The organism is Streptomyces sp. V2I9 (assembly GCF_030817475.1).
Lineage (GTDB): Bacteria > Actinomycetota > Actinomycetes > Streptomycetales > Streptomycetaceae > Streptomyces.
Map to the genome: position 1 here is coordinate 6,067,143 of NZ_JAUSZJ010000002.1, position 21,221 is coordinate 6,088,363.

Below are 21,221 nucleotides of genomic sequence, written 5' to 3' on the forward strand. Positions count from 1 at the left end.
GTGTCCGTTGTGGACCGGTCGGGTGCGAAACATGATCGACTCCGCTGGTTCACGGCGATGGTCTTGCCCCGCCGGACGGAGGGGCTTACGTTCTCCCTCCATGCACCGGTCTACGTGCGTAGAGACGCCGAGGGCTCTCTGACGCCGCGTCGAAGGAGCAGCCCATGTCCCACGTCGTACGCGCCGCACTCGTCCAGGCCACCTGGACCGGCGACACCGAGTCGATGATCGCCAAGCACGAGGAGCACGCGCGCGAGGCCGCCCGGCAGGGCGCGAAGATCATCGGCTTCCAGGAAGTGTTCAACGCCCCCTACTTCTGCCAGGTGCAGGAGCCGGAGCACTACCGCTGGGCCGAGCCGGTCCCCGACGGGCCGACCGTCCGGCGCATGCAGGACCTGGCCCGCGAGACCGGCATGGTGATCGTCGTCCCGGTCTTCGAGATCGAGCGGTCCGGCTTCTACTACAACACCGCCGCCGTGATCGACGCCGACGGCTCCTACCTCGGCAAGTACCGCAAGCACCACATCCCGCAGGTCAAGGGGTTCTGGGAGAAGTACTACTTCAAGCCCGGCAACGCGGGCTGGCCGGTCTTCGACACGGCGGTCGGCAAGGTCGGCGTCTACATCTGCTACGACCGGCACTTCCCCGAAGGGTGGCGGCAACTCGGTCTCGGAGGGGCCCAGTTGGTCTACAACCCCTCGGCCACCTCGCGTGGACTCTCCAGCCACCTCTGGCAGTTGGAACAGCCGGCGTCCGCCGTGGCCAACGAGTACTTCGTCGCGGCGATCAACCGCGTCGGCCGGGAGGAGTACGGCGACAACGACTTCTACGGCACCAGCTACTTCGTCGACCCCCGCGGCCAGTTCGTCGGCGAGGTCGCCGGCGACAAGGAGGAGGAACTCCTCGTCCGGGACCTGGACTTCGACCTGATCGAGGAGGTCCGCACCCAGTGGGCCTTCTACCGGGACCGACGGCCCGACGCCTACGAGGGGCTGGTGGAGCCGTGAGCGGACTGCACGAGCGCCACCGCGCCGTCAGCCCCGAATGGCTGGCCCTCTACTACCGCCACCCCATCGAACTCACCCACGGCGAGGGCAGGTACGTCTGGGACGCGGACGGCAACCGCTACCTCGACTTCTTCGGCGGCATCCTCACCACCATGACCGCCCACGCCCTGCCCGAGGTGACCAAGGCGGTCGCCGAGCAGGCCGGGCGCATCATCCACTCCTCGACGCTCTACCTCAACCGCCCCATGGTGGAGCTGGCCGAACGGATCGCCGTCCTCTCCGGCATCCCCGACGCGCGGGTGTTCTTCACCACCTCCGGCACCGAGGCCAACGACACCGCGCTGCTGCTCGCCACCGCCTACCGCGGGTCCAACCAGATCCTCGCGCTGCGCAACAGCTACCACGGCCGCTCGTTCTCCGCGGTCTCGATCACCGGCAACCATGCCTGGTCGCCCACGAGTCTGTCCCCGCTCCAGACGCTGTACGTGCACGGCGGCGTCCGCACGCGGGGCCCGTACGCCGAACTGAGCGACGAGCGGTTCATCAAGGCGTGCGTCGCCGACCTGGAGGACCTGCTCGGACACACCCGCGCCCCCGCCGCCCTGATCGCCGAACCCGTCCAGGGCGTCGGCGGGTTCACCTCCCCGCCCGACGGACTGTTCGCCGCGTTCCGGCGGGTCCTGGACCGGCACGGAGTGCTGTGGATCTCGGACGAGGTGCAGACCGGCTGGGGCCGTACGGGCGACCACTTCTGGGGCTGGCAGGCCCACGCGGAGCACGGCCCGCCGGACATCCTCACCTTCGCCAAGGGCATCGGCAACGGCATGTCGGTCGGGGGAGTGGTGGCCCGCGCCGAGGTGATGAACTGTCTCGACGCCAACTCCATCTCCACCTTCGGCGGTTCGCCCGTCACCATGGCCGCGTCGCTCGCCAACCTCTCGTACCTCCTGGAACACGACCTCCAGGGCAACGCACGGCGCGTCGGCGGACTCCTCATCGAACGGCTGCGCTCCGTCGCCGCCGCGTCCCCCGCCGTCCGCGAAGTGCGCGGCCGGGGGCTGATGATCGGCATCGAACTGGTGAAGCCCGGCACCGACGACGCCGACCCGGAGGCCGCGGCGGCCGTTCTCGAAGCGGCCCGCGCGGGCGGACTGCTCATCGGCAAGGGCGGCGGCCACAACACGAGCGTCCTCAGGGTCGCCCCGCCCCTGACCCTGACCGTCGCCGAGGCGGAGGAGGGCGCGGCGATCCTCGCGGACGCCCTCCACGCGGCGGGCTGAGACCCGCGTCCACCGGTCCGTACGCACACGAACCGCGCGGAGCCGCCCGCGTCGAGCCCACCGGGCCGGCGGGGGCGGTCCCGCAGTCGAGGAGACCCCCATGAGCCGCACCGTCATCCACGGTGGCCTGGTCATCACCGCGTCCGACGAGATCCACGCCGACGTGCTCGTCGAGGGCGGCCGGATCGCCGCTCTCGCCGCCCACGGATCCGACGCCGCCGAGAGCTGGAGCGCCGAGCGGCGGATCGACGCGACGGGCAAGTACGTCATTCCGGGCGGCGTCGACGCGCACACCCACATGGAGATGCCGTTCGGCGGCACGTACGCCGCCGACACCTTCGAGACCGGCACCCGCGCCGCCGCCTGGGGCGGAACCACCACCATCGTCGACTTCGCCGTCCAGAGCGTGGGCCGTTCCCTGCGCGAAGGGCTCGACGCCTGGTACGCCAAGGCCGACGGCAACTGCGCCATCGACTACGCCTTCCACATGATCCTCGCGGACGTGACCCCCTCCTCGCTCAAGGAGATGGATCTCCTCGTCTCCGAGGGCGTCACCTCCTTCAAGCTGTTCATGGCCTACCCCGGCGTCTTCTACAGCGACGACGGCCAGATCCTGCGCGCCATGCAACGAGCCGCCGGCAACGGCGGGCTGATCATGATGCACGCCGAGAACGGCATCGCCATCGACGTCCTGGTCGAGCAGGCGCTCGCCGAGGGCCGCACCGACCCCCGCTACCACGGGGACGTCCGCAAGGTCGCCCTGGAGGCCGAGGCCACCCACCGCGCCGTCCAGCTCGCCCGCGTCGCCGGAGCCCCCCTCTACGTCGTCCACGTCTCCGCCGACGAGGCCGTCGAGGAGATCGCCGCCGCCCGTCACCGGGGCCTCCCCGTCTTCGGCGAGACCTGCCCGCAGTACCTGTTCCTGTCCACCGACAACCTCGCCGAGCCCGACTTCGAGGGCGCCAAGTACGTCTGCTCCACCCCGCTGCGCCCCAAGGAACACCAGGAGGCCCTGTGGCGGGGCCTGCGGAACAACGAACTCCAGGTCGTCTCCACCGACCACTGCCCGTTCTGCTTCTCGGGCCAGAAGGAGATGGGCCGCGGCGACTTCTCCAAGATCCCCAACGGCATGCCGGGCGTCGAGCACCGGATGGACCTGCTGCACCAGGCGGTGGTGGACGGCCACATCAGCCGCCGCCGCTGGATCGAGATCGCCTGTGCCTCGCCGGCCCGGATGTTCGGCCTCTACCCGAAGAAGGGCACCATCACGCCGGGCGCCGACGCCGACATCGTCGTCTACGACCCGGAGGCCATCCACGTCCTGTCGGCCGAGACCCACCACATGAACGTCGACTACTCGGCGTACGAGGGGAGGACGGTGCGGGGCCGGGTCGAGACCGTCCTGTCGCGCGGGGAACCGGTGGTGGACCGGCAGCGGTACGTGGGCCGCGCGGGGCACGGGATGTTCCTGCCGCGTGGCCTCAGCCAGTACCCGGGCTGAGCGGGGCGAGGCCGGCCGGCCCCGCCGCGGCGTGCACGGCGAGGTGCCGGGGTGATCGAACCGGGTCGCCGTCAGGGCCTCGCGCGTCATGCGCGTCGTGCGCGGGAGAACCGGCTCCCGCCGCCGGGCGTCCGGGCCGGGAGGAATCAGGATCTTCCTCGACGGCGACCGCGTCAGGGACGGGTCAGACAGGGGGACAGGTGGCGGGCTGTGGGGGTACTGGTGCCGGCCACCTCCTCCGGGGTGCCCGTGGCGATGATGCGACCGCCCTCGTGGCCTGCTCCGGGGCCCAGGTCGATGAGGTGGTCGGCCGCGGCGATCGTGCGCAGGTCGTGCTCCACGACGACGACCGTGTTGCCCGCGTCCACCAGCCTCTGGAGTTGGGCGACCAGGCGGTCCACGTCCGCGGGATGCAGGCCCGAGGTGGGCTCGTCCAGGAGGTAGAGGGTGTGGCCCTTGGGGGCGCGGTGCAACTCGCTGACCAACTTGATGCGTTGGGCCTCACCGCCCGAGAGCGTCGTCGCGGACTGGCCCAGGGTCAGGTAGCCCAAGCCGATGTCCTTGAGGAGGGTGAGGATCCGGGCCGCGGGGGGCAGGTCGGCGAAGAACGCCTCCGCCTCCTCGACCGTCAGGGACAGGACGTCCGCGATCGTCCTGCCCTTCACCGTCACCGTGAGGGTGTCGGGGTTGTACCGGCCCCCTTCGCAGACGGGACAGGGTGCGGTCTCCGTGGGCAGGAACAGCATTTCGATGCTCACCACGCCGTCGCCCAGGCAGGCCGGGCAACGGCCCGCGGCCAGATTGAAGGAGAAGCGGCTCGCCGTGAAGCGGCGCTTCTTCGCTTCCGGCTGGGCGGCGTACAGCTTGCGGACGCTGTCGAAGAGGCCGGTGTAGGTCGCGAGATTCGAGCGGGGTGTGCGGCCGATCGGCTTCTGGTCGACGGAGACCAGGCGGTCGATCTGGTCCAGGCCGCTTGCCTCGGCCACCGTGACAAGGTCCTCGTCGGGTGCCCAGGCGCCGTCGTCGTCCGGTTCTGTCGGGCCCGCCGCCCCGCGGCCGAGGTCGCTGACGTCCCCCTCCTCGTCGGCCGCGGGGGCCACCCGCAGGTGGGTGCGCAAGGTGTCCGCCAGGGCCCGCTCCACCAGGGTCGATTTCCCCGAGCCCGACACCCCGGTCACCGCCGTCAGCACACCCGACGGGAAGCGCGCGTCGACCCCCCGCAGGTTGTGGCCCGTCACCCCGCGCAGCTCCAGCCAACCCCGCGCGGTGCGGGTCACCGCAGGGCCGGGGGCCTTCGGGGCGTGGGCGACCAGATAGCGGGCCGTCACCGAGTCCTCGGCCGTGGTGATGTCCCGGGCGGGCCCGTTGTAGAGGACCTCGCCCCCGTAGCGGCCCGCTCCCGGCCCCAGGTCCACGATCCAGTCCGCCGCCTCGATCACCTGCGGATTGTGCTCGACCACGTACACGCTGTTGCCGGCCGCGCGCAGCCGCTCCAGCGCCGTCAGCAGCGTGACGGTGTCCGCCGGGTGCAGTCCCGCGGACGGCTCGTCCAGGACGTACAGGACGCCGAAGAGGCCGCTGCGCATCTGCGTCGCCAGGTGCAGGCGCTGCAGCTCACCGCCCGAGAGGGTGGCGGTGGTGCGGCCCACCGAGAGGTATCCCAGGCCCAGGTCGATCAGGTTGCCCAGGTGGGAGAGCAGGCCGCCGATCAGGGCTTCGGCGGCCTGGCGGCGGGCGGTGGGCAGGGCGTGGGTGCGGGGGTCGGTGCGGGCCGACTCCAGGAACTGCGCCAGGCGGGACAGGGGGAGCGCGTTGGCCTCCGCGATGTTCGCCCCCGCGATCGTCACGGCGAGGGCCTCGGGGTTGAGCCGGCGGCCCTGGCAGGTCGGGCAGAGCTCGTCGCTGAGGAACGCCGCCGCCTTCGCGCGCATCGCCGCCGACTTGGTGGTGCCGAACGCGTGGAGAACCCAGGCGCGAGGACTGGTGTACGTGCCCATGTACGAGCCGTCGTAGCCCTCACCCCGGTCCGGGCGCACCTCCACCGTCGGGTGCTCGTCCGTCAGCAGCAGCCAGTCCCGTGTCGCCCGGGGGAGCTTGCGGAACGGCATGTCGACATCGATGCCGAGGGTGGCGAGGATGTCGCGGTAGTTGCCCCTGGCCCAGCCGTTCGGCCAGGCGGCGATGGCGCCGTCGCGGATGGACCGGTCCTCGTCGGCCACCAGCGTCGACTCGTCCACCACGTGCAGTCGGCCCAGGCCGTGGCAGGTCCGGCAGGCGCCGACGGCGGTGTTCGGGGAGAACGCGTCGGAGTCCAGCGGGGCGGCGTCGCGGGGGAAGGTGCCGGCCAGTTCCTCCGGGCCCCGGCCGGCGGGGTACGTACCGGCGCGGGAGTACAGCATCCGCAGCACGTTGGAGACGCGGGAGACCGTGCCGACGGTGGAGCGGGAGCTGGCGCCGCCGTACGTCTGGCGCAGCGCCACCGCCGGGGGCAGCCCGGAGATCTCCCCGACACGGGGTGCGGAGCCCTGGTCGATGAGGCGGCGGGCGTAGGGGGAGATCGACTCCAGATAGCGTTGCTGCGAGGCGGAGAAGATCGTCCCGAAGGCCAAGGAGGACTTCCCCGAACCGGAAACACCGGTGAAGGCGACGAGCCGGTCGCGGGGGATGTCGACGTCGACGCCGCGCAGATTGTGCTCGGCGGCGTCCCGGACGCACACCATCGCGTCATCTCGGGGCTGCGAGTCGCCGCGTGCGACGATCCTCACGTCAGTGGCACGCATGATCCGAGCGTAGGCGGCATCGGGGGATTCGGCCTTTCGGGCCCGTGGGCTCGCGCGGTCCGCCGGCCTCGGCCTGTACGGAGTGGGCACGGAGATACGGGGTGGAGTGCCCGCCGGGAGCGCGGCGGTACCCGGGCGCCGGGGCATCCCGGGAAGCCGCGCGGCCCGGTACCGCTGAGCGGGCGTCGCCGTAGCGCCTTCGACCGCCATACGTGCGCGCCCGGATCGACGTACTCCTGGCCGGTTCGGGTGGTGCGGGCACTCCGGGGGTGAGCCGGGGCGTGTCCGGGCCGCCCGGTGGTCTTCCCCCCGCCCGGGAAGTGCTCCAGGATGGTGCCCCCTCGCACGACGCGCGATCGGGGTGCGGCGGGACGCGGGCCGACGCGCCCCGCTGTGGAAGGATTTCCGGGAGCGCGCCACGCGGGGACCGGTGTCCGCGAGGCGGTGCCGACGCGCGTGAGCCCCAGGACAGAGGAGACCCCGTCATGGACTTCGGACTCGTCCTCCAGACCGACCCGCCCGCCTCGGCCGTGGTCGGCCTGATGCGCCGTGCGGAACGCAACGGGTTCCGCTACGGCTGGACCTTCGACTCGGCGGTGCTCTGGCAGGAGCCGTTCGTCATCTACAGCCGCATCCTGGAACACACGGAGAAGATGACCGTGGGCCCGATGGTCACCAATCCGGGCACCCGCACCTGGGAGGTCACCGCCTCCACCTTCGCCACCCTGAACGACATGTACGGCAACCGCACCGTCTGCGGCATCGGGCGCGGCGACTCCGCGATGCGCGTCGCGGGCCGCCCGCCCAACACGCTGGCCCGCCTCGGGGAGGCCATCGACGTCATCCGGGACCTCGCGGAGGGCCGGGAGGCCCTGGTCGGCGGGCAGCCGGTACGGATTCCCTGGGTGAAGGACGGGCGGCTGCCGGTGTGGATGGCGGCGTACGGCCCCAAAGCCCTGGCGCTGGCAGGGCAGAAGGCCGATGGCTTCATCCTCCAGCTCGCGGACCCGTTCCTGGCCGAGTGGATGATCAAGGCGGTACGGGACGCGGCGGCGGACGCCGGCCGGGACCCGGACTCCGTCACCATCTGCGTCGCCGCCCCCGCCTACGTCGGGGACGACCTCGACCACGCGCGGGAGCAGTGCCGCTGGTTCGGCGGGATGGTCGGCAACCACGTGGCCGACCTGGTCGCCCGCTACGGCGAGCACTCCGGCCTGGTGCCCGAGGCGCTGACGGCGTACATCGCCGGACGCTCCGGCTACGACTACAGCCACCACGGGCGCACCGGCAATCCGGACACGGCGTTCGTCCCGGACGAGATCGTCGACCGGTTCTGCCTGCTCGGTCCCGTCGAGGCGCACATCGAGAAGCTACGGGCGCTGCGGGAGATGGGCGTCGACCAGTTCGCGCTGTACAACATGCACGACGCGCGGGAGGCGACCATCGACGCCTACGGGGCCGGGGTCATCCCGGCCCTGAGCGACTGATCCGTCCGGGGCCGCCTCGGTTCCCGCCGTCCGGGTCACCCCTTCACCCCGCGGCCGCCGATCACACGGGCGGGCCGCCGCGCCCCAGCAGGGCGGTGACGTCCACCGTCTCGTCCGGAGACGGAGTGGCTGTCGGAACCGGCCGGTCGAAACCGGAGAGGGTCACCGTCCCGCGCTCGTCGGCGTTCCGCACGGTGATCCGCACCGGGTACGGCGTGCCCTCGGCGGCCACGTGGACGGTCACCCGCTCGCCGCCCTCCACCCGCGTGACAGGGACGGTGGGAACGCCGTTCACGTCGGTCTTCCTCCCCTTCGTCAGCGTGCCCCGCTCCGTGGCGCCGGCGTTGTCCGCGATCAGTCCGCGGAAGGTGTCGAGATCGCAGGCATCGGTGACTCCCATCAGCCGGGGGTCGTCGGCCGACGCCTTCATGGAGCGGCCGTCGAGGATCGCGTGGAACGTGGACCCGCCGACCGGCACGTGTTCCTTCCAGAACGCGGCGTCCGGCTTCAGCCAGACGTCGTCACCGCGCTTCACGATCTCCACCGAGCCGTCGTCGCCCTGGTCGATTTCGCCCGCGCAGTTCCCCGCACGGTCCAGTGCCAGGTCCACGCTCATGGACCGGCCGCTCCCGTCGACACTGCCCCGCGCGCTCAACCGCAAGGACTTCACGTCGAGCAGGGCATCGCGTGAGCGTTCGACGATCTCCCGCGCGCTCAGCGCGTCGATGTCGTCGTCAGCCCGCGCGAGCGTGCCACTCGTCACGGTGAGAGTGACGGCCGCCACGCCCGCGGCCGCCCGCGTGGCCCACCGGTGTCCGCTCACGTCGCCTCCTCGGAAAGGCCCCGGTCAGGGGCTCAGATTCCGTGACCGGCATGTTCGAGCGTACGCCGGGAGCGGGGACACCGCCCGGTGCGCGTACGGAGAGTGAAGCTCGGCGCTGATTTCGGCCACGCTGCGCGGGCAGAGCTGCCGTGGTCCCGCCCCGGGGCCACCGGCATACGCACCATGAGGGAGAACCGTCATGAACCTGTTCACGGGGACGAGGAGCGAGGGCCGCACGGCTGCGGGGGACCGCTCCCGGTCCGCCCTGCGGGCGCTCGCCGCCGCGGCGACGGCGGTCGCGCTGGCGGTCCCGGTCACCGCCGCGACCGCGACCGCCGCCCCGGCCGCGATTCCGCCCGGCCTCTCCTGCGAGACCGGCAAGCACGCCATCGACGACTACACGGGCTTCGCCCTCTGCCGCAACAACGGCAGCCGGACGCAGGTCTTCTGGGTCCATCTCGTCTGCGGTTGGTCGCCGGACGTCGACGGCGACCGCGTCACGCTCCGGCCCGGCGAGTCCGGCCAGTCCACCGCCCACTGCGGAAGCCTCGGCACCGGGATCGGCGAGATCCATGTCCGCCCGTGACGCCGGAGCCGTGAGTACCTCGTAGAGCCGTGCCGTACCCACCGGCCGTATGCGCAACGGCCGGTGGGTGCCCAGCGGTTGAGCGTGCCGCCTCCTCTCGTTACCCTCCAGTAAGTACGTGGGGGTGCAGCCGGGACGACCGGCCGGCCCCGCGACCCGAGGGAGGCGGCACGCCCATGTCCTCAGCGGAGCCCACCGAAGCGGACCCCACCGCGACCGGGCCGGCCGGGAAGCCCGGTCCACCGGGCACGCCGGTACGGGACCCCGGCCGCGTTCCGTGCCGCGCCGCCCCCGTCCCGCCGCCGCTGCCCGGACTCGCGGAGAGCGCCCGCCGGCTCGCCGGGGGGTCCACCACCTCCACCGCCCTGGTGGCCGACGCCCTCGCCCGTATCGAGGCCACCCAGCCCACCCTCAACGCCTTCCGCCACCTGCGCGCCGAAGCCGCCCTGGCCGAGGCGGCCGAGGCCGATCGCAGGCTCGCGGCAGGGGAGCGGCTGCCGCTCCTCGGCGTACCGGTCGCCGTCAAGGACGACACCGATGTGGCGGGCCTGCCCACCCACTTCGGCTGCGACGGGGAACGGCCCCCGGTCACCGCCGACAGCGAGGCCGTCCGCCGGCTGCGCGCCGCCGGAGCCGTCGTCGTCGGCAAGACCAACTCCTGCGAACTCGGGCAGTGGCCCTTCACCGAAGGGCCCGGCTTCGGAGCCACCCGCAACCCGTGGAACACCGCGCACACACCGGGCGGCTCCTCGGGCGGATCGGCCGCAGCCGTCGCCGCCGGGCTCGTCCCCGCCGCCCTCGGCTCGGACGGCGCCGGTTCCGTCCGCATCCCCGCCGCCTGGACCCATCTCGTCGGCATCAAGCCGCAGCGCGGGCGGATCTCGGTCCACCCGCACAGCGACGCCTTCCAGGGCCTGACGGTGAACGGGCCCCTCGCCCGTACGGTCGCGGACGCCGCGCTGCTGCTGGACGCCGCCGCCGGGGCGCACCCCGAGGACTTCCACCGGCCTCCCGCCGTCCGTGCCGCCGAGGCCGCCCGCCGCGAGCCCGGCCGGCTGCGCATCGCCCTCGCCTGGCGGCCCCCGCTCACCCTCACCGGCGCGGGCCCCGACCCCGAGGTGCGCCGGGCGGTCACCGCGCTCGCCGAGACCCTGGCCCGGCTCGGCCACCACGTCGAGGAGGCCCGCCCCCGATACGGGCTGATCGGTCTCTCCTTCGTGCCGCGCGCCACCGCGGGCATCGCCGAGTTCGCCGCACGCCACCCCGAACCGGCGCTGCTCGACCCGCGCACCCGCAGCGCCCTGCGGACCGGCACCCGGCTCGGTGGTCGGGCGGTGCGGGCCGCCCGCGCCCGCGAGGTGCGCCAGCACCGCCGGATCGGGGCCCTCTTCGACGCCTCCGGGTTCGACGTGCTCCTCACCCCCACCACGGCGGCCCCACCGCCGCGGATCGGCAGGTTCGACGACCTCGGCGCCTGGCGCACCGACCTCGCGATGACCGCCGCCTGTCCGTACGCCTGGCCGTGGAACGTCCTCGGCTGGCCCGGCGTGAACGTCCCGGCCGGTTTCACCCGCTCCGGCCTCCCCGTCGGCGCCCAGCTGCTGGGGCCCTCCCGCGCCGAGGAACGCCTGATCGCGCTCGCCGCCCAGCTGGAGGACGACCTGCGCTGGTACGAGCACCGGCCGCCGATCACGTAACCCTGTGTGGTCGTGCCGTCACAGGCCCCCGTGCGGAGCGTGAAGCCGTGCGGGGGTCTTGTGGAGCCCGGCACGCCGAAGAGATATCTTGATGTCAAGCAATGTTGCAGACGTGGAGCGGAGCACCCGGTGACTGACTCGACCATCATCTATACGCACACCGACGAGGCCCCTGCCCTGGCGACCTACTCGTTCCTGCCCGTCGTCGAGGCCTACGCCTCGACCGCAGGCGTCACGGTCGAGCGCCGTGACATCTCCCTCGCGGGCCGGATCATCGCCAGCTTCCCGGAGCACCTCAAGGCCGAGCAGCGTATCGATGACGCACTCGCCGAGCTGGGCGAGCTGGCCAGGACGCCCGGCGCGAACATCATCAAGCTGCCGAACATCTCGGCGTCGATCCCGCAGCTCAAGGCCGCCATCGCCGAGCTCCAGGGACAGGGCTACGCGCTTCCGGACTACCCGGACGACCCGCGGACCGACGAGGACAAGGACGTCCGCGCCCGGTACGACAAGGTCAAGGGCAGCGCCGTGAACCCGGTGCTGCGCGAGGGCAACTCCGACCGCCGCGCCCCCGCCTCCGTCAAGAACTACGCCAAGGCCCACCCGCACCGCATGGGCGCCTGGACGGCCGACTCGAAGACGAACGTCGCCACCATGGGCGTCGACGACTTCCGCTCCACCGAGAAGTCCGCGGTCATCGCCGAGGACGGCACCCTCCGCATCGAGCTGCACGGCGACGACGGCACCACCACCGTGCTCCGCGACTCCGTACCCGTCCTCAAGGGCGAGGTCGTCGACGCGGCCGTCATGCGCGTCGCCGCGCTGCGCGAGTTCTTCACCGCGCAGGTCGCCCGCGCCAAGGCCGAGGGTGTGCTGTTCTCCGTGCACCTCAAGGCCACCATGATGAAGGTCTCCGACCCGATCATCTTCGGCCACGCGGTCCGCGCCTTCTTCCCGAACACCTTCGCCAAGTACGGCGACCAGCTCGCCGCCGCCGGCCTCACCCCCAACGACGGCCTGGGCGGCATCCTCAAGGGCCTCGACTCGCTGCCGGACGTCGGCGCCGAGATCCAGGCGTCCTTCGAGGCCGAGCTGGCCGAGGGCCCGGCCCTCGCCATGGTCGACTCCGACAAGGGCATCACCAACCTGCACGTCCCCAGCGACGTCATCGTCGACGCCTCCATGCCCGCCATGATCCGCACCTCGGGTCACATGTGGGGCCCGGACGGCAACGAGGCCGACACCATCGCCGTCCTCCCGGACAGCAGCTACGCCGGTGTCTACCAGGTCGTCATCGACGACTGCCGCGCCAACGGCGCCTTCGACCCGGCCACCATGGGCTCGGTGCCCAACGTCGGTCTGATGGCGCAGAAGGCCGAGGAGTACGGCAGCCACGACAAGACCTTCGAGATCCCCGCCACCGGCACCGTGCGCGTCGTCGACGCGAGCGGCGCGGTCGTGCTGGAGCAGGCCGTCGGCGCCGGCGACATCTTCCGGATGTGCCAGACCAAGGACGCGCCGATCCAGGACTGGGTCAAGCTCGCCGTCACCCGTGCCCGCGCCACCGGCAACCCGGCCGTCTTCTGGCTGGACGAGACCCGCGCGCACGACGCCAACCTGATCGCCAAGGTGAAGACGTACCTCGCCGACCACGACACCGACGGCCTGGACATCACCGTCAAGTCCCCGGTCGAGGCCACCGCCTTCTCCCTGGAGCGCATCCGCCGCGGCGAGGACACCATCTCCGTCACCGGCAACGTGCTGCGCGACTACCTCACGGACCTCTTCCCGATCCTGGAGCTCGGCACCAGCGCGAAGATGCTCTCCGTCGTCCCGCTGATGAACGGCGGCGGCCTCTTCGAGACCGGCGCGGGCGGCTCGGCCCCCAAGCACGTCCAGCAGCTCGTCAAGGAGAACTACCTCCGCTGGGACAGCCTGGGCGAGTTCCTGGCCCTCGCGGTCAGCTTCGAGCACCTGGCCACCACCACGGACAACGCGCGGGCCCAGGTCCTCGCGGACACCCTGGACCGGGCGACGGGCACCTTCCTCAACGAGGACAAGTCCCCGAGCCGCCGCCTCGGCGGCATCGACAACCGCGGCAGCCACTTCTACCTGGCCCTCTACTGGGCGCAGGAGCTGGCGCGGCAGACCGACGACGCCAAGCTCGCCGAGGCGTTCGCGCCGCTCGCCAAGACGCTGGCCGAGCAGGAGGAGACCATCGTCGCCGAGCTGATCGCGGTGCAGGGCTCCCCGGCCGAGATCGGCGGCTACTACCAGCCCGACCCGGCCAAGGCCGCCGAGATCATGCGCCCGTCCGCCACGTTCAACCGGGCGATCGCGTCCCTCGCCTGACGTGAGGTGAGGCGGACACGTCCGCCTCTCGCCCCACCTGCCCCGCCCCGGCCGGCCCCGCGCCCGCCGGGGCGGGGTGCGTCCGGGGCCCGTACGGGTGAGCAGGGCAATCCGCGGGCCCCACGGTTCCGAATGAGGACCGTGAGGATCGAACGGACAGCCCTGACCCGCAACGCTCTCGCCGCCCTGAGCGGACTCCTCGCGGGGTTCGCCGCCCTGGCCGTCGCCGAACTCGTCTCGGCGGCCGTCAGGCCCGAGGCGGGCCCCCTGACAGCGGTCGGCGGGGCGGCCATCGACCGGACGCCCGTCCAGGTGAAGGACTGGGCGATCCGCACCTTCGGAGAGAACGACAAGGCCGTCCTCCAACTCGGCATCGTCGCCACGCTCGCCCTCCTCGCCGTCGCCATCGGCCTGCTGGCCCTGCGCCACCGGCGCACCGGCTCCCTCGCCGTCCTGGTCTTCGGCGTGGTCGGCACGGCCGCCGCCGTCAGCCGCCCGGACTCCACGGGCCTCGTGGACGGGTTGCCGTCGCTGGTGGGCGCGGTCGCCGGGGCCGTCCTGCTGTACGTCCTCGCCGGCAGGCTCACGACCCCGCGCAGGGGCCCCACCGGGTCGCCGGACGAGGAGAGCGGCTGGGACCGGCGCGGGTTCCTGGTCGCCGCCACCGCCGCGGCCGCCGCCTCCACGGCGGCGGGGGCCGTCGGCCGGACGCTCAACGGGCGCAGCGCCCGGGACGCCGTCGCCTCCCGCGACGCCGTACGGCTGCCCGCCCCGGCCTCGCCCGCCGAGCCGATCCCGGCGGGCGCGCGGCCGAGGGTGCCAGGTCTCGCCCCGTTCACCACCCCCGGCAAGACGTTCTACCGGGTGGACACCGCGCTCGTGGTCCCCAAGGTCGACGCGACCACCTGGCGGCTGCGCATCCACGGCAAGGGCGTGCGCCGGGACCTGGAGTTCACCTACCAGGACCTGTTGTCCCGCCCTCTGATCGAACGCGAGATCACCCTGTGCTGCGTCTCCAACGAGGTCGGCGGCCCTTACATCGGCCACGCCCGGTGGATCGGCGTCCGCCTCGCGGGCCTCCTCAAGGAGGCAGGTGTGAAGCCGCCGTCCCGGGGCGGCCGGGCGGACCAGATCATCGCCCGCTCGGTGGACGGCATGACGCTCGGCACCCCTGTCGAGGACGTCATGGACGGGCGGGACGCGCTGCTGGCCCTCGGCATGAACGGCGAACCGCTGCCCTTCGTCCACGGGTTCCCCGTCCGCATGCTCGTGCCCGGTCTGTACGGGTACGTCTCGGCCTGCAAGTGGATCGAGGACATCGAGCTGACCACCTTCGCCGCCTACGACGCGTACTGGGTGAAGCGGTCGTGGGGCGCGGGAGGCCCCCGTCAAGACCCAGTCCCGCATCGACACCCCCAAGCCCTTCGCCCGCCCGGAGGCCGGTACGGTCATGGTCGCCGGAGTGGCCTGGGCCCAGTACCGGGGCATCGAGAAGGTCGAGATCCGGGTGGACGACGGCCCCTGGCGGCCGGCGCAACTGGCCGACCGGGCCACCGTCGACACCTGGCGTCAGTGGTCCTACCCGTGGAAGGCGGCCCCCGGCAGCCACACGCTCACCGTCCGCGCCACGGACGGGACGGGCGAGACACAGACCGAGAAGCGCACCGGGACCGTCCCGGACGGGGCGAGCGGATGGCACTCCGTGGTCGTCACCGTCGACTGATCCGGGACGCGCCGGACGCCGGGTACGCCCCGCACCGCACGCACAGTCCGGGCGGCACGCACGGTCGCCACCTGGTCCCGGCTCAACTCCCGTGCGGCGGAGGCGAGATCGGACGGCGTGCCGTCGGCCGGGCGGCGGCCCCGCCCGAGCGGTACCTGACCGCGCCCGCGCAGCAGGTCGAAGAGTCCCTCCGGGTACGCGGCGAGGTCCCCGGCGGGACCGCCGGAGTGCGGGGCCCGGTCGCCCGGCCGGGGCGCCACACCGTCGCCGCCCGACGCCCCGGCCGCCTCCGCCTGCCGCGCGGCGGTCAGCCCTCCGCGGGCGCCGGAGGCCGGGTCATCGCCCACCGGATCGTTCCGGTCAGGGCCTTCCCGGCGGGCCGTACGCAGATCTCCTCGACCCCCGGAACCCGAGGCAGCCGCAGCTGCTTCCTGGCCCACGGCGGCAGTGTGGACACGGCGTTGGCGGCGAGCACCGCGTACGGGGGACGGGCCGGCCAGGGCAGCGGCGGGCGCGACAGGATGAAGCGGGCTGCGTCCAGCGCCTCACGGGCCGCGCGCAGCTCCGGCCGGTAGGCGGCGATCCGGGCGGCCAGCTTCGCGCGATCGTGCGGCGGGTCGGGGACGCCGAGCGCGTGGGCGACCGTCGCCATGTCGTGGATGTAGCCGTCGCACCCCGCACCGTCCAACGGCCGTGCCCCGTACCGCTGATGGGCGCGCAGGAAACTGTCCACCTCCGCGACGTGCACCCAGCACAGCAGGTGCGGGTCGGCCGCGTGGTACGGCTCACCGGAGGACGAGAACCCGCGGACCCCCTCGTGCACGGCCCGTACCCGGTCCACCGCCTCCCGCGCGTGGTCGGCCGTGCCGGAGGTGGTGACGGCCAGGAACGTGCTGGTCCGCTGGAGCCGCCCCCACGGATCGCTCCGGAACCCCGAGTGGCCCGCGACGGCCGCCATGGCGAGGGGGTGCAGCGACTGGAGGAGCAGGGCCCGCAGCCCTCCGATGAACATGGACGCGTCCCCGTGGACCCGGCGCACCGGCCGGTCCGGGCCGAACCACCGGGGGCCGGGGGTGTCGTGGATACGGGCCCGGTTCTCCGGCCCGGAAGGCCCCGCCACCCGCGCGAACAGGATTCTCCCGAGCCGTTCCCGCAGTCCTGAGCCCGCCGCCTCGACCATGTGTCCCAGTATGCTGGGGGGCCGCCGCACGGGCCCGGCCTCCGACAGCTCCTATGGCACCCGCGCCGTCCACTCCGGCGTCGTGAACTTCGTCCGTACCAGCTCCTCGGCGCGTGCCAGCTCCGCCGGCGTCACGCTGCCGGCCGTCAGCCCGTGCCGCCGACGGAACGAGTCGATCATGCGCTCGATCACGGTCCGGCGGGGCAGTCCGGTCTGCCGCCGCAGCGGATCGACGCGCTTCTTCGCCGACGGGGTGCCCTTGTCCGACATCTTCTCCTTGCCGATGCGGAGGACCTCCAGCATCTTGTCGGCGTCGATGTCGTACGCCATCGTCACGTGGTGCAGGACGGCCCCCGGCCCGCCGTCCGGCCCCACCACCCGCTTCTGGGCCGCCCCGGCGATCTTGCCGACCTCGGTGGCGATGTCGTTGAGCGGCTGGTACCACGCCTTGATGCCCATGTCAGCGAGGGCTTCCAGGACCCAGTCGTCCAGGTAGGCGTAACTGTCGGCGAACGACAGCCCGGAGACCAGGGACTGGGGGACGGCCAGCGAGTAGGTGATGGTGGAGCTGGGCTCCGCGAACATCGCGCCGCCGCCGGAGATACGGCGTACGACATCCACGCCGTGCCGCTCGACGCCCGCCGGGTCCACCTCGTTGCGCAGCGACTGGAAGCTGCCGATGATCACGGCGGGGGAGTCCCACTCCCAGACCCGCAGCGTCGGCGGCCGCAGCCCCGCCGCGACCTCGGCGGTGATCACCTCGTCGAGCGCCATGTGCAGCGCGGGCGACTGCGGGGCGTCGTGGATCAGCTGCCAGTCGTGGTCGCTCCACTCCGTGGCCTGCGTGAGCGCCCGGCGTACGGCGACGGCCACGCCCTCCGCGCTCAGCCCGAGCATCACCGTCGAGTCGGGCAGTGCCGCCTCGATCCGGGCCGCGAGCCCGGCCGTGTCGGTGGTGGCCGGTGCGCCCCCTCCAGCCCCGCGTCGATGGCGAGGATCGCCTCGTCGGGTTCGAGGAAGAAGTCCCCGGCGACGCGGACGTTCCGCAGCGCCCCGCCCTCCACGTCCAGGTCCACCACGACCAGCTTGCCGCCGGGAACCTTGTACTCACCGTGCACCGCGCCGCCTCCAGTTCCTGGGTCCGTTGCGAGGTCCCGGCTCTCCGGACGAGCCGGACACCCACGGGTACAACGCCCATCAGTGTACGGATCATCCCCGGCCCGCCGTTTCCGGAAGGCCGCGGAGCGGCACCCCGCGTCGGCCGCCGACGACACCGACGACGCCGAAACGTTCGCACGGGTCATCGCCCTGTACGGCCCCTCCCTGCTCCACCGCCGCTATCCGCAGCTCGCCCCGCCCTCGCCCCGCACGGCCCTCATGGAAGCACCCGCACGTCGGGGCCCGGCGGCGGTCCGTGGGCCGGCGACGACGGGGGGTGCGGGGCGAGCTGCGGCGACCGACCGGCGGACGGCGGCACGTACCGTCCGCCCCGCCCCTCCGTCCCCGGACACCACGTGCGGCGTCGCTGCGGGCTGCCCGCCCTGGCATGATCGGCCGGCATGAGCGAAGCGCCCCGCCACATCCTCGTCATCGGCATGGGGGCCGGCGACCCCGACCATCTGACCCTCGCCGCGGTGAAGGCCATCCGCCGGGCCGACGTCTTCTTCGTCCTGGGCAAAGGCGCGGAGAAGGACGCGCTGACCCGGCTGCGGCGGGACGTCCTCGACGAACACCTCCCCGGCCCCTACCGCGTCGTCGAGGCCGAGGACCCGTGGCGGGACCGCACCCAGCGGGACGGCGGCCGTTACGCCTCGGCGGTGCAGGACTGGCGGCGCCGCCGGGCCGACATCTGCGAGGGCCTGATCGCCGACGAGCTGGCGCCGGGGCGGACCGGCGCCTTCCTGGTGTGGGGCGACCCGTCCCTGTACGACAGCACGCTCGCGATCCTGGACGACATCCGCGGGCGGGGAACGGTCGCCTTCGACCACGAGGTGATCCCCGGCGTCAGCAGCGTCTCGGCCCTCGCCGCCCGGCACCGCGTGACCCTGAACCGGGTCGGCCGCCCCCTCCACATCACCCCCGGCCGACGGCTCGCCCGGGGGTACCCCGACGACTGCGACCTCGTCGTGATGCTCGACGGCCACGAGACCTTCACCCACCTGGTGGGCGAGGGGTGGTGGATCCACTGGGGCGCCTACGTCGGGACCCCGGACGAGATCCTCGTCTCCGGGCCGCTCGACGAGGTGGCGGGCCGGATCAGCCGGCTGCGCGCGGAAGCCCGCGAACGGCACGGCTGGATCATGGACACCTATCTGCTGCGGCAGGGCCCCGCCGGAGCGGACGGGGAGGGCCGCCCGGCGGAAGGCGCGGACGGCCCGGCGGACGGTCCGCCCGGCTGACCGGACCCGGTCAGCGGCGGGACTCGTGCTCCCTGATGACGCCGAGACCGTGGCCGAGGCTCGGGCACTCGGCCGTCAGGTCGTCGCCGCGCACCAGGTAGTCGTGGACTCTGCCGTCCGTCGGCCGCTCGACCGCTCGGTACTGCGTGCCGTTCACGGTGATCGTCCAGTCGTCGCCGTCCTGGGCCCACCCGACTGTCTTCTTCATAGGGCGTTTTCCGTTTCTCGAATCGGCCTGCCGTGGGTCGGCGGCCGTGTAGTGGCAAGAAGAACGGCTTGTGACGCTCTGCGGTTCCGCAGTCCCTACGCCATTCGGTTACATCTGGGTCACTGTCATGTCCAGCCGATCGCGGCGAGTTGACCAGGGGTCAGCATCCGGCTGACGGACATCCGCCTGGACGGGGAACGCGGAGAATCCTTGTCCGTTCCCCACCGCCCGCGGGGTGGACACCTGAACAACGGCGAACGTCTCGGCGGGGCGGCCGGTGCGGCGGGTCCGTCCTGTCGCCCGGACCGGGCGTCGCCGGAGGGAACCCGGTGGGGACCTCGCCCGACCACGTCGTCACCGCACCGGGCGGGGCGCCGCGCCGTGCCGGGCGGCGGAGGCGGGACCCGCCAACTCGGCTGCCGGGTAAGCGAAGTAGCCTCCATGACTCGGCGGGTCGCTCGTCACCGACACCGCAATAGTTAGGTTAGCCTAACCAGCAAATCCCCGGCGGCGGATCGTTCCGCCTCCGGGGTCGCCCCGCGCGCCGAACCCGCATCCGTACGCCCGCACGACGACCGAAGGTCTTCACCATGCCGCCTGCTTCGCTCCCGCTCCCCGGTGCGCCCTCCGCGGAGCGTGGGGAGTGAGCGCCGGTACGCCGTCGGTCCCCGGCGCGGAAAGCGTACGGGGACGTCTCGTCGCGGGCGGTGCGCACGGGCCGGAGAGCCTGCGGTCCCTCACCGCCATCGTCCTGGACGCGCTGGAGGGCGCCGCCTCGGCGCGGGGCGGGCCGCTGCCCTCCGGAGGGCCCGAGGCCGTGGCCCGGAGCACCCGCGCCCTCTGCGCCCCGGTCCTGCCCGAGGAGGGTGTCGGCCCCGAAGCCGCGCTCGCGGACGTGGTCCGCGCGGTCGCCGAGGGGGCCGCCGACCCGGCCGATCCCGCCTGCGTCGCCCACCTGCACTGCCCGCCGCTCGCCGTGGCCGTCGCGGCGGACCTGGCCGGGGCGGCCCTCAACCCCTCCCTGGACTCCTGGGACCAGGCACCCGCCGCCGGGGTGATCGAGGAGCTGACCACGGCCGCACTGGCCCGGCTCGTCCACCCCGCCGCCCCCGCCCCGGACGCGCTCATCACCAGCGGCGGCACCGAGTCCAACCTGGTGGCCCTGCTCCTCGCCCGCGAACGTGCGGCCCCCGGCGCCCTCCGGGTGGTGACCGGCGCCAACGCCCACCACAGCGTCCACCGCGCCGCCTGGATGCTCGGCCTGCCCGCCCCGGCCATCGTCGCCTGCCGCGACGGCCGGATCGACCCGGCCGCCCTCGACCGCGCTCTGTCCGGCCTCGCCGGAGCACCGCTGCTGGTCGTCGCCACCGCCGGGACCACCGACGAGGGACGCATCGACCCGCTCCCGGAGATCGCCCGGATCGCCGGACAGCGCGGGGCCCGGCTCCACGTGGATGCCGCGTACGGCGGTCCGCTGCTGTTCAGCGATCGGCTGGCCCCGCAGCTGGCGGGACTGGAGCGCGCCGACTCCGTCACCTTCGACCTGCACAAACTCGGCTGGCAGCCGGTCGCCGCCGGGGTGCTGGCCGTCGCGGACGCCGCGACGCTCGCACCGCTGGCCCTGCGCGCCGACTACCTCAACGCCGACGACGACACCGAGGCCGGACTCCCGGACCTGCTGGGCCGCTCGATCCGCACCACCCGACGCCCCGACGCCCTGAAGATGGCCGTCACCTTCCGGGCGCTCGGACGCCGGGGACTCGGCGCCCTGGTGGAGCACTGCGTACGTACGGCCCACGAATTCGGCCGGGCGATCGACGAACGCCCCGCGTTGCGCCGCCGCCCCGGCGACATCGGGATCAGCACCGTCCTGTTCCGCCCCGCCGTGGCCGACGCACTGTCCGACGAGGCAGGAGACGCCGTGGTCGCCGCCGTCCGCCGCGCCCTCCTCACCGAGGGACGCGCCGTCCTCGGCCGCGCCCGCGCGGAGGACGGGGACGGCCGTAGCCGACTGTGGCTGAAGGCCACCCTGCTGCACCCGACCGCCGCGACCGCCGACCTGCTGCCGCTCCTGGACCTCGTCACGGCGGTGGCGGACCGCGCCGTGGGCGACGCGGTGGCGGCCGAAGGTACCGACGTCCCCGCGGCGGAAAGGCTGTCGCCATGACGTCGACGACGCGTACGACCCACGCGGGACG

At 73.1% G+C, this 21,221-nt stretch carries 13 protein-coding genes and 2 pseudogenes; 10 read left to right on the plus strand and 5 right to left on the minus strand.

Features of this window, described 5'->3' with window-relative positions; genetic code table 11:
• The first annotated feature begins 164 nt into the window (after positions 1 to 164).
• The 3 genes from QFZ71_RS26460 to hydA all read left to right on the plus strand — a co-directional run bounded on the left by QFZ71_RS26460 (position 165) and on the right by hydA (position 3,788).
• Complete coding sequence (locus tag QFZ71_RS26460; RefSeq protein WP_307670657.1) at positions 165 to 1,007, plus strand: nitrilase-related carbon-nitrogen hydrolase; 843 nt, start codon at positions 165 to 167, stop codon at positions 1,005 to 1,007.
• On the plus strand, positions 1,004 to 2,287 hold the full coding sequence (locus QFZ71_RS26465) for an aspartate aminotransferase family protein (protein ID WP_307670658.1): 1,284 nt from the start codon (positions 1,004 to 1,006) through the stop codon (positions 2,285 to 2,287). Before QFZ71_RS26460 ends, QFZ71_RS26465 begins: the two co-directional genes overlap by 4 nt.
• A 100-nt stretch (positions 2,288 to 2,387) precedes the next feature.
• The gene (gene hydA / locus QFZ71_RS26470) at positions 2,388 to 3,788 is read left to right on the plus strand and encodes a dihydropyrimidinase (RefSeq protein ID WP_307670659.1); all 1,401 of its coding nucleotides are present in this window, start codon (positions 2,388 to 2,390) and stop codon (positions 3,786 to 3,788) included.
• A 173-nt stretch (positions 3,789 to 3,961) separates the two neighbouring features.
• Here hydA and QFZ71_RS26475 read toward each other — a convergent pair whose 3' ends face one another.
• The gene (locus QFZ71_RS26475) at positions 3,962 to 6,568 is read right to left on the minus strand and encodes an excinuclease ABC subunit UvrA (protein WP_307670660.1); all 2,607 of its coding nucleotides are present in this window, start codon (positions 6,566 to 6,568) and stop codon (positions 3,962 to 3,964) included.
• A gap of 485 nt (positions 6,569 to 7,053) precedes the next feature.
• Here QFZ71_RS26475 and QFZ71_RS26480 point away from each other — a divergent pair, with 485 nt between their 5' ends.
• Positions 7,054 to 8,055 carry a TIGR03842 family LLM class F420-dependent oxidoreductase gene (locus QFZ71_RS26480; RefSeq protein ID WP_307670661.1) on the plus strand — a complete coding sequence of 334 codons (1,002 nt, stop codon included), beginning with the start codon at positions 7,054 to 7,056 and terminating at the stop codon, positions 8,053 to 8,055.
• Positions 8,056 to 8,116: 61 nt separating this feature from the next.
• Here the strand turns inward: QFZ71_RS26480 and QFZ71_RS26485 are convergent, their stop codons facing one another.
• On the minus strand, positions 8,117 to 8,878 hold the full coding sequence (locus QFZ71_RS26485; RefSeq protein WP_307670662.1) for a hypothetical protein: 762 nt from the start codon (positions 8,876 to 8,878) through the stop codon (positions 8,117 to 8,119).
• Between the two features lie 199 nt (positions 8,879 to 9,077).
• On the opposite strand from QFZ71_RS26485, the gene QFZ71_RS26490 reads away from it, so the two are divergent.
• The 4 genes and pseudogenes from QFZ71_RS26490 (at position 9,078) to QFZ71_RS26505 (ending at position 15,236) form a co-directional block, all read left to right on the plus strand.
• On the plus strand, positions 9,078 to 9,464 hold the full coding sequence (locus tag QFZ71_RS26490) for a hypothetical protein (RefSeq protein ID WP_307670663.1): 387 nt from the start codon (positions 9,078 to 9,080) through the stop codon (positions 9,462 to 9,464).
• A gap of 176 nt (positions 9,465 to 9,640) precedes the next feature.
• The gene (locus QFZ71_RS26495) at positions 9,641 to 11,161 is read left to right on the plus strand and encodes an amidase (protein WP_307670664.1); all 1,521 of its coding nucleotides are present in this window, start codon (positions 9,641 to 9,643) and stop codon (positions 11,159 to 11,161) included.
• A gap of 129 nt (positions 11,162 to 11,290) precedes the next feature.
• Positions 11,291 to 13,513 carry an NADP-dependent isocitrate dehydrogenase gene (locus QFZ71_RS26500; protein ID WP_307670665.1) on the plus strand — a complete coding sequence of 741 codons (2,223 nt, stop codon included), beginning with the start codon at positions 11,291 to 11,293 and terminating at the stop codon, positions 13,511 to 13,513.
• Positions 13,514 to 13,645: 132 nt separating this feature from the next.
• Positions 13,646 to 15,236: pseudogene (locus QFZ71_RS26505) on the plus strand (molybdopterin-dependent oxidoreductase).
• 307 nt (positions 15,237 to 15,543) lie between these two features.
• Here QFZ71_RS26505 and QFZ71_RS26510 read toward each other — a convergent pair.
• On the minus strand, positions 15,544 to 16,416 hold the full coding sequence (locus tag QFZ71_RS26510; RefSeq protein ID WP_307670666.1) for an oxygenase MpaB family protein: 873 nt from the start codon (positions 16,414 to 16,416) through the stop codon (positions 15,544 to 15,546).
• A 51-nt stretch (positions 16,417 to 16,467) separates the two neighbouring features.
• A pseudogene (locus QFZ71_RS26515) lies at positions 16,468 to 17,534 on the minus strand (biotin/lipoate A/B protein ligase family protein).
• Positions 17,535 to 17,975: 441 nt separating this feature from the next.
• On the opposite strand from QFZ71_RS26515, the gene cobF reads away from it, so the two are divergent.
• On the plus strand, positions 17,976 to 18,815 hold the full coding sequence (cobF, locus tag QFZ71_RS26520; RefSeq protein ID WP_307670667.1) for a precorrin-6A synthase (deacetylating): 840 nt from the start codon (positions 17,976 to 17,978) through the stop codon (positions 18,813 to 18,815).
• 10 nt (positions 18,816 to 18,825) lie between these two features.
• Here cobF and QFZ71_RS26525 read toward each other — a convergent pair whose 3' ends face one another.
• Positions 18,826 to 19,023: a hypothetical protein gene (locus QFZ71_RS26525; protein WP_307670668.1), complete on the minus strand. Its 198-nt coding sequence runs from the start codon at positions 19,021 to 19,023 to the stop codon at positions 18,826 to 18,828.
• Positions 19,024 to 19,666: 643 nt separating this feature from the next.
• Here QFZ71_RS26525 and QFZ71_RS26530 point away from each other — a divergent pair.
• Positions 19,667 to 21,190 carry an aminotransferase class V-fold PLP-dependent enzyme gene (locus QFZ71_RS26530; protein ID WP_307670669.1) on the plus strand — a complete coding sequence of 508 codons (1,524 nt, stop codon included), beginning with the start codon at positions 19,667 to 19,669 and terminating at the stop codon, positions 21,188 to 21,190.
• Positions 21,191 to 21,221: the final 31 nt, after the last annotated feature.

Coding starts and splice junctions, on each gene's coding strand:
- hydA (WP_307670659.1), top strand. CDS start 2,388: ATGAGCCGCACCGTCATCCACGGTGGCCTGGTCATCACCGCGTCCGAC.
- QFZ71_RS26475 (WP_307670660.1), bottom strand. CDS start 6,568: ATGCGTGCCACTGACGTGAGGATCGTCGCACGCGGCGACTCGCAGCCC.
- QFZ71_RS26460 (WP_307670657.1), top strand. CDS start 165: ATGTCCCACGTCGTACGCGCCGCACTCGTCCAGGCCACCTGGACCGGC.
- QFZ71_RS26495 (WP_307670664.1), top strand. CDS start 9,641: ATGTCCTCAGCGGAGCCCACCGAAGCGGACCCCACCGCGACCGGGCCG.
- QFZ71_RS26510 (WP_307670666.1), bottom strand. CDS start 16,416: ATGGTCGAGGCGGCGGGCTCAGGACTGCGGGAACGGCTCGGGAGAATC.
- QFZ71_RS26480 (WP_307670661.1), top strand. CDS start 7,054: ATGGACTTCGGACTCGTCCTCCAGACCGACCCGCCCGCCTCGGCCGTG.
- QFZ71_RS26525 (WP_307670668.1), bottom strand. CDS start 19,023: ATGAAGAAGACAGTCGGGTGGGCCCAGGACGGCGACGACTGGACGATC.
- cobF (WP_307670667.1), top strand. CDS start 17,976: ATGAGCGAAGCGCCCCGCCACATCCTCGTCATCGGCATGGGGGCCGGC.
- QFZ71_RS26490 (WP_307670663.1), top strand. CDS start 9,078: ATGAACCTGTTCACGGGGACGAGGAGCGAGGGCCGCACGGCTGCGGGG.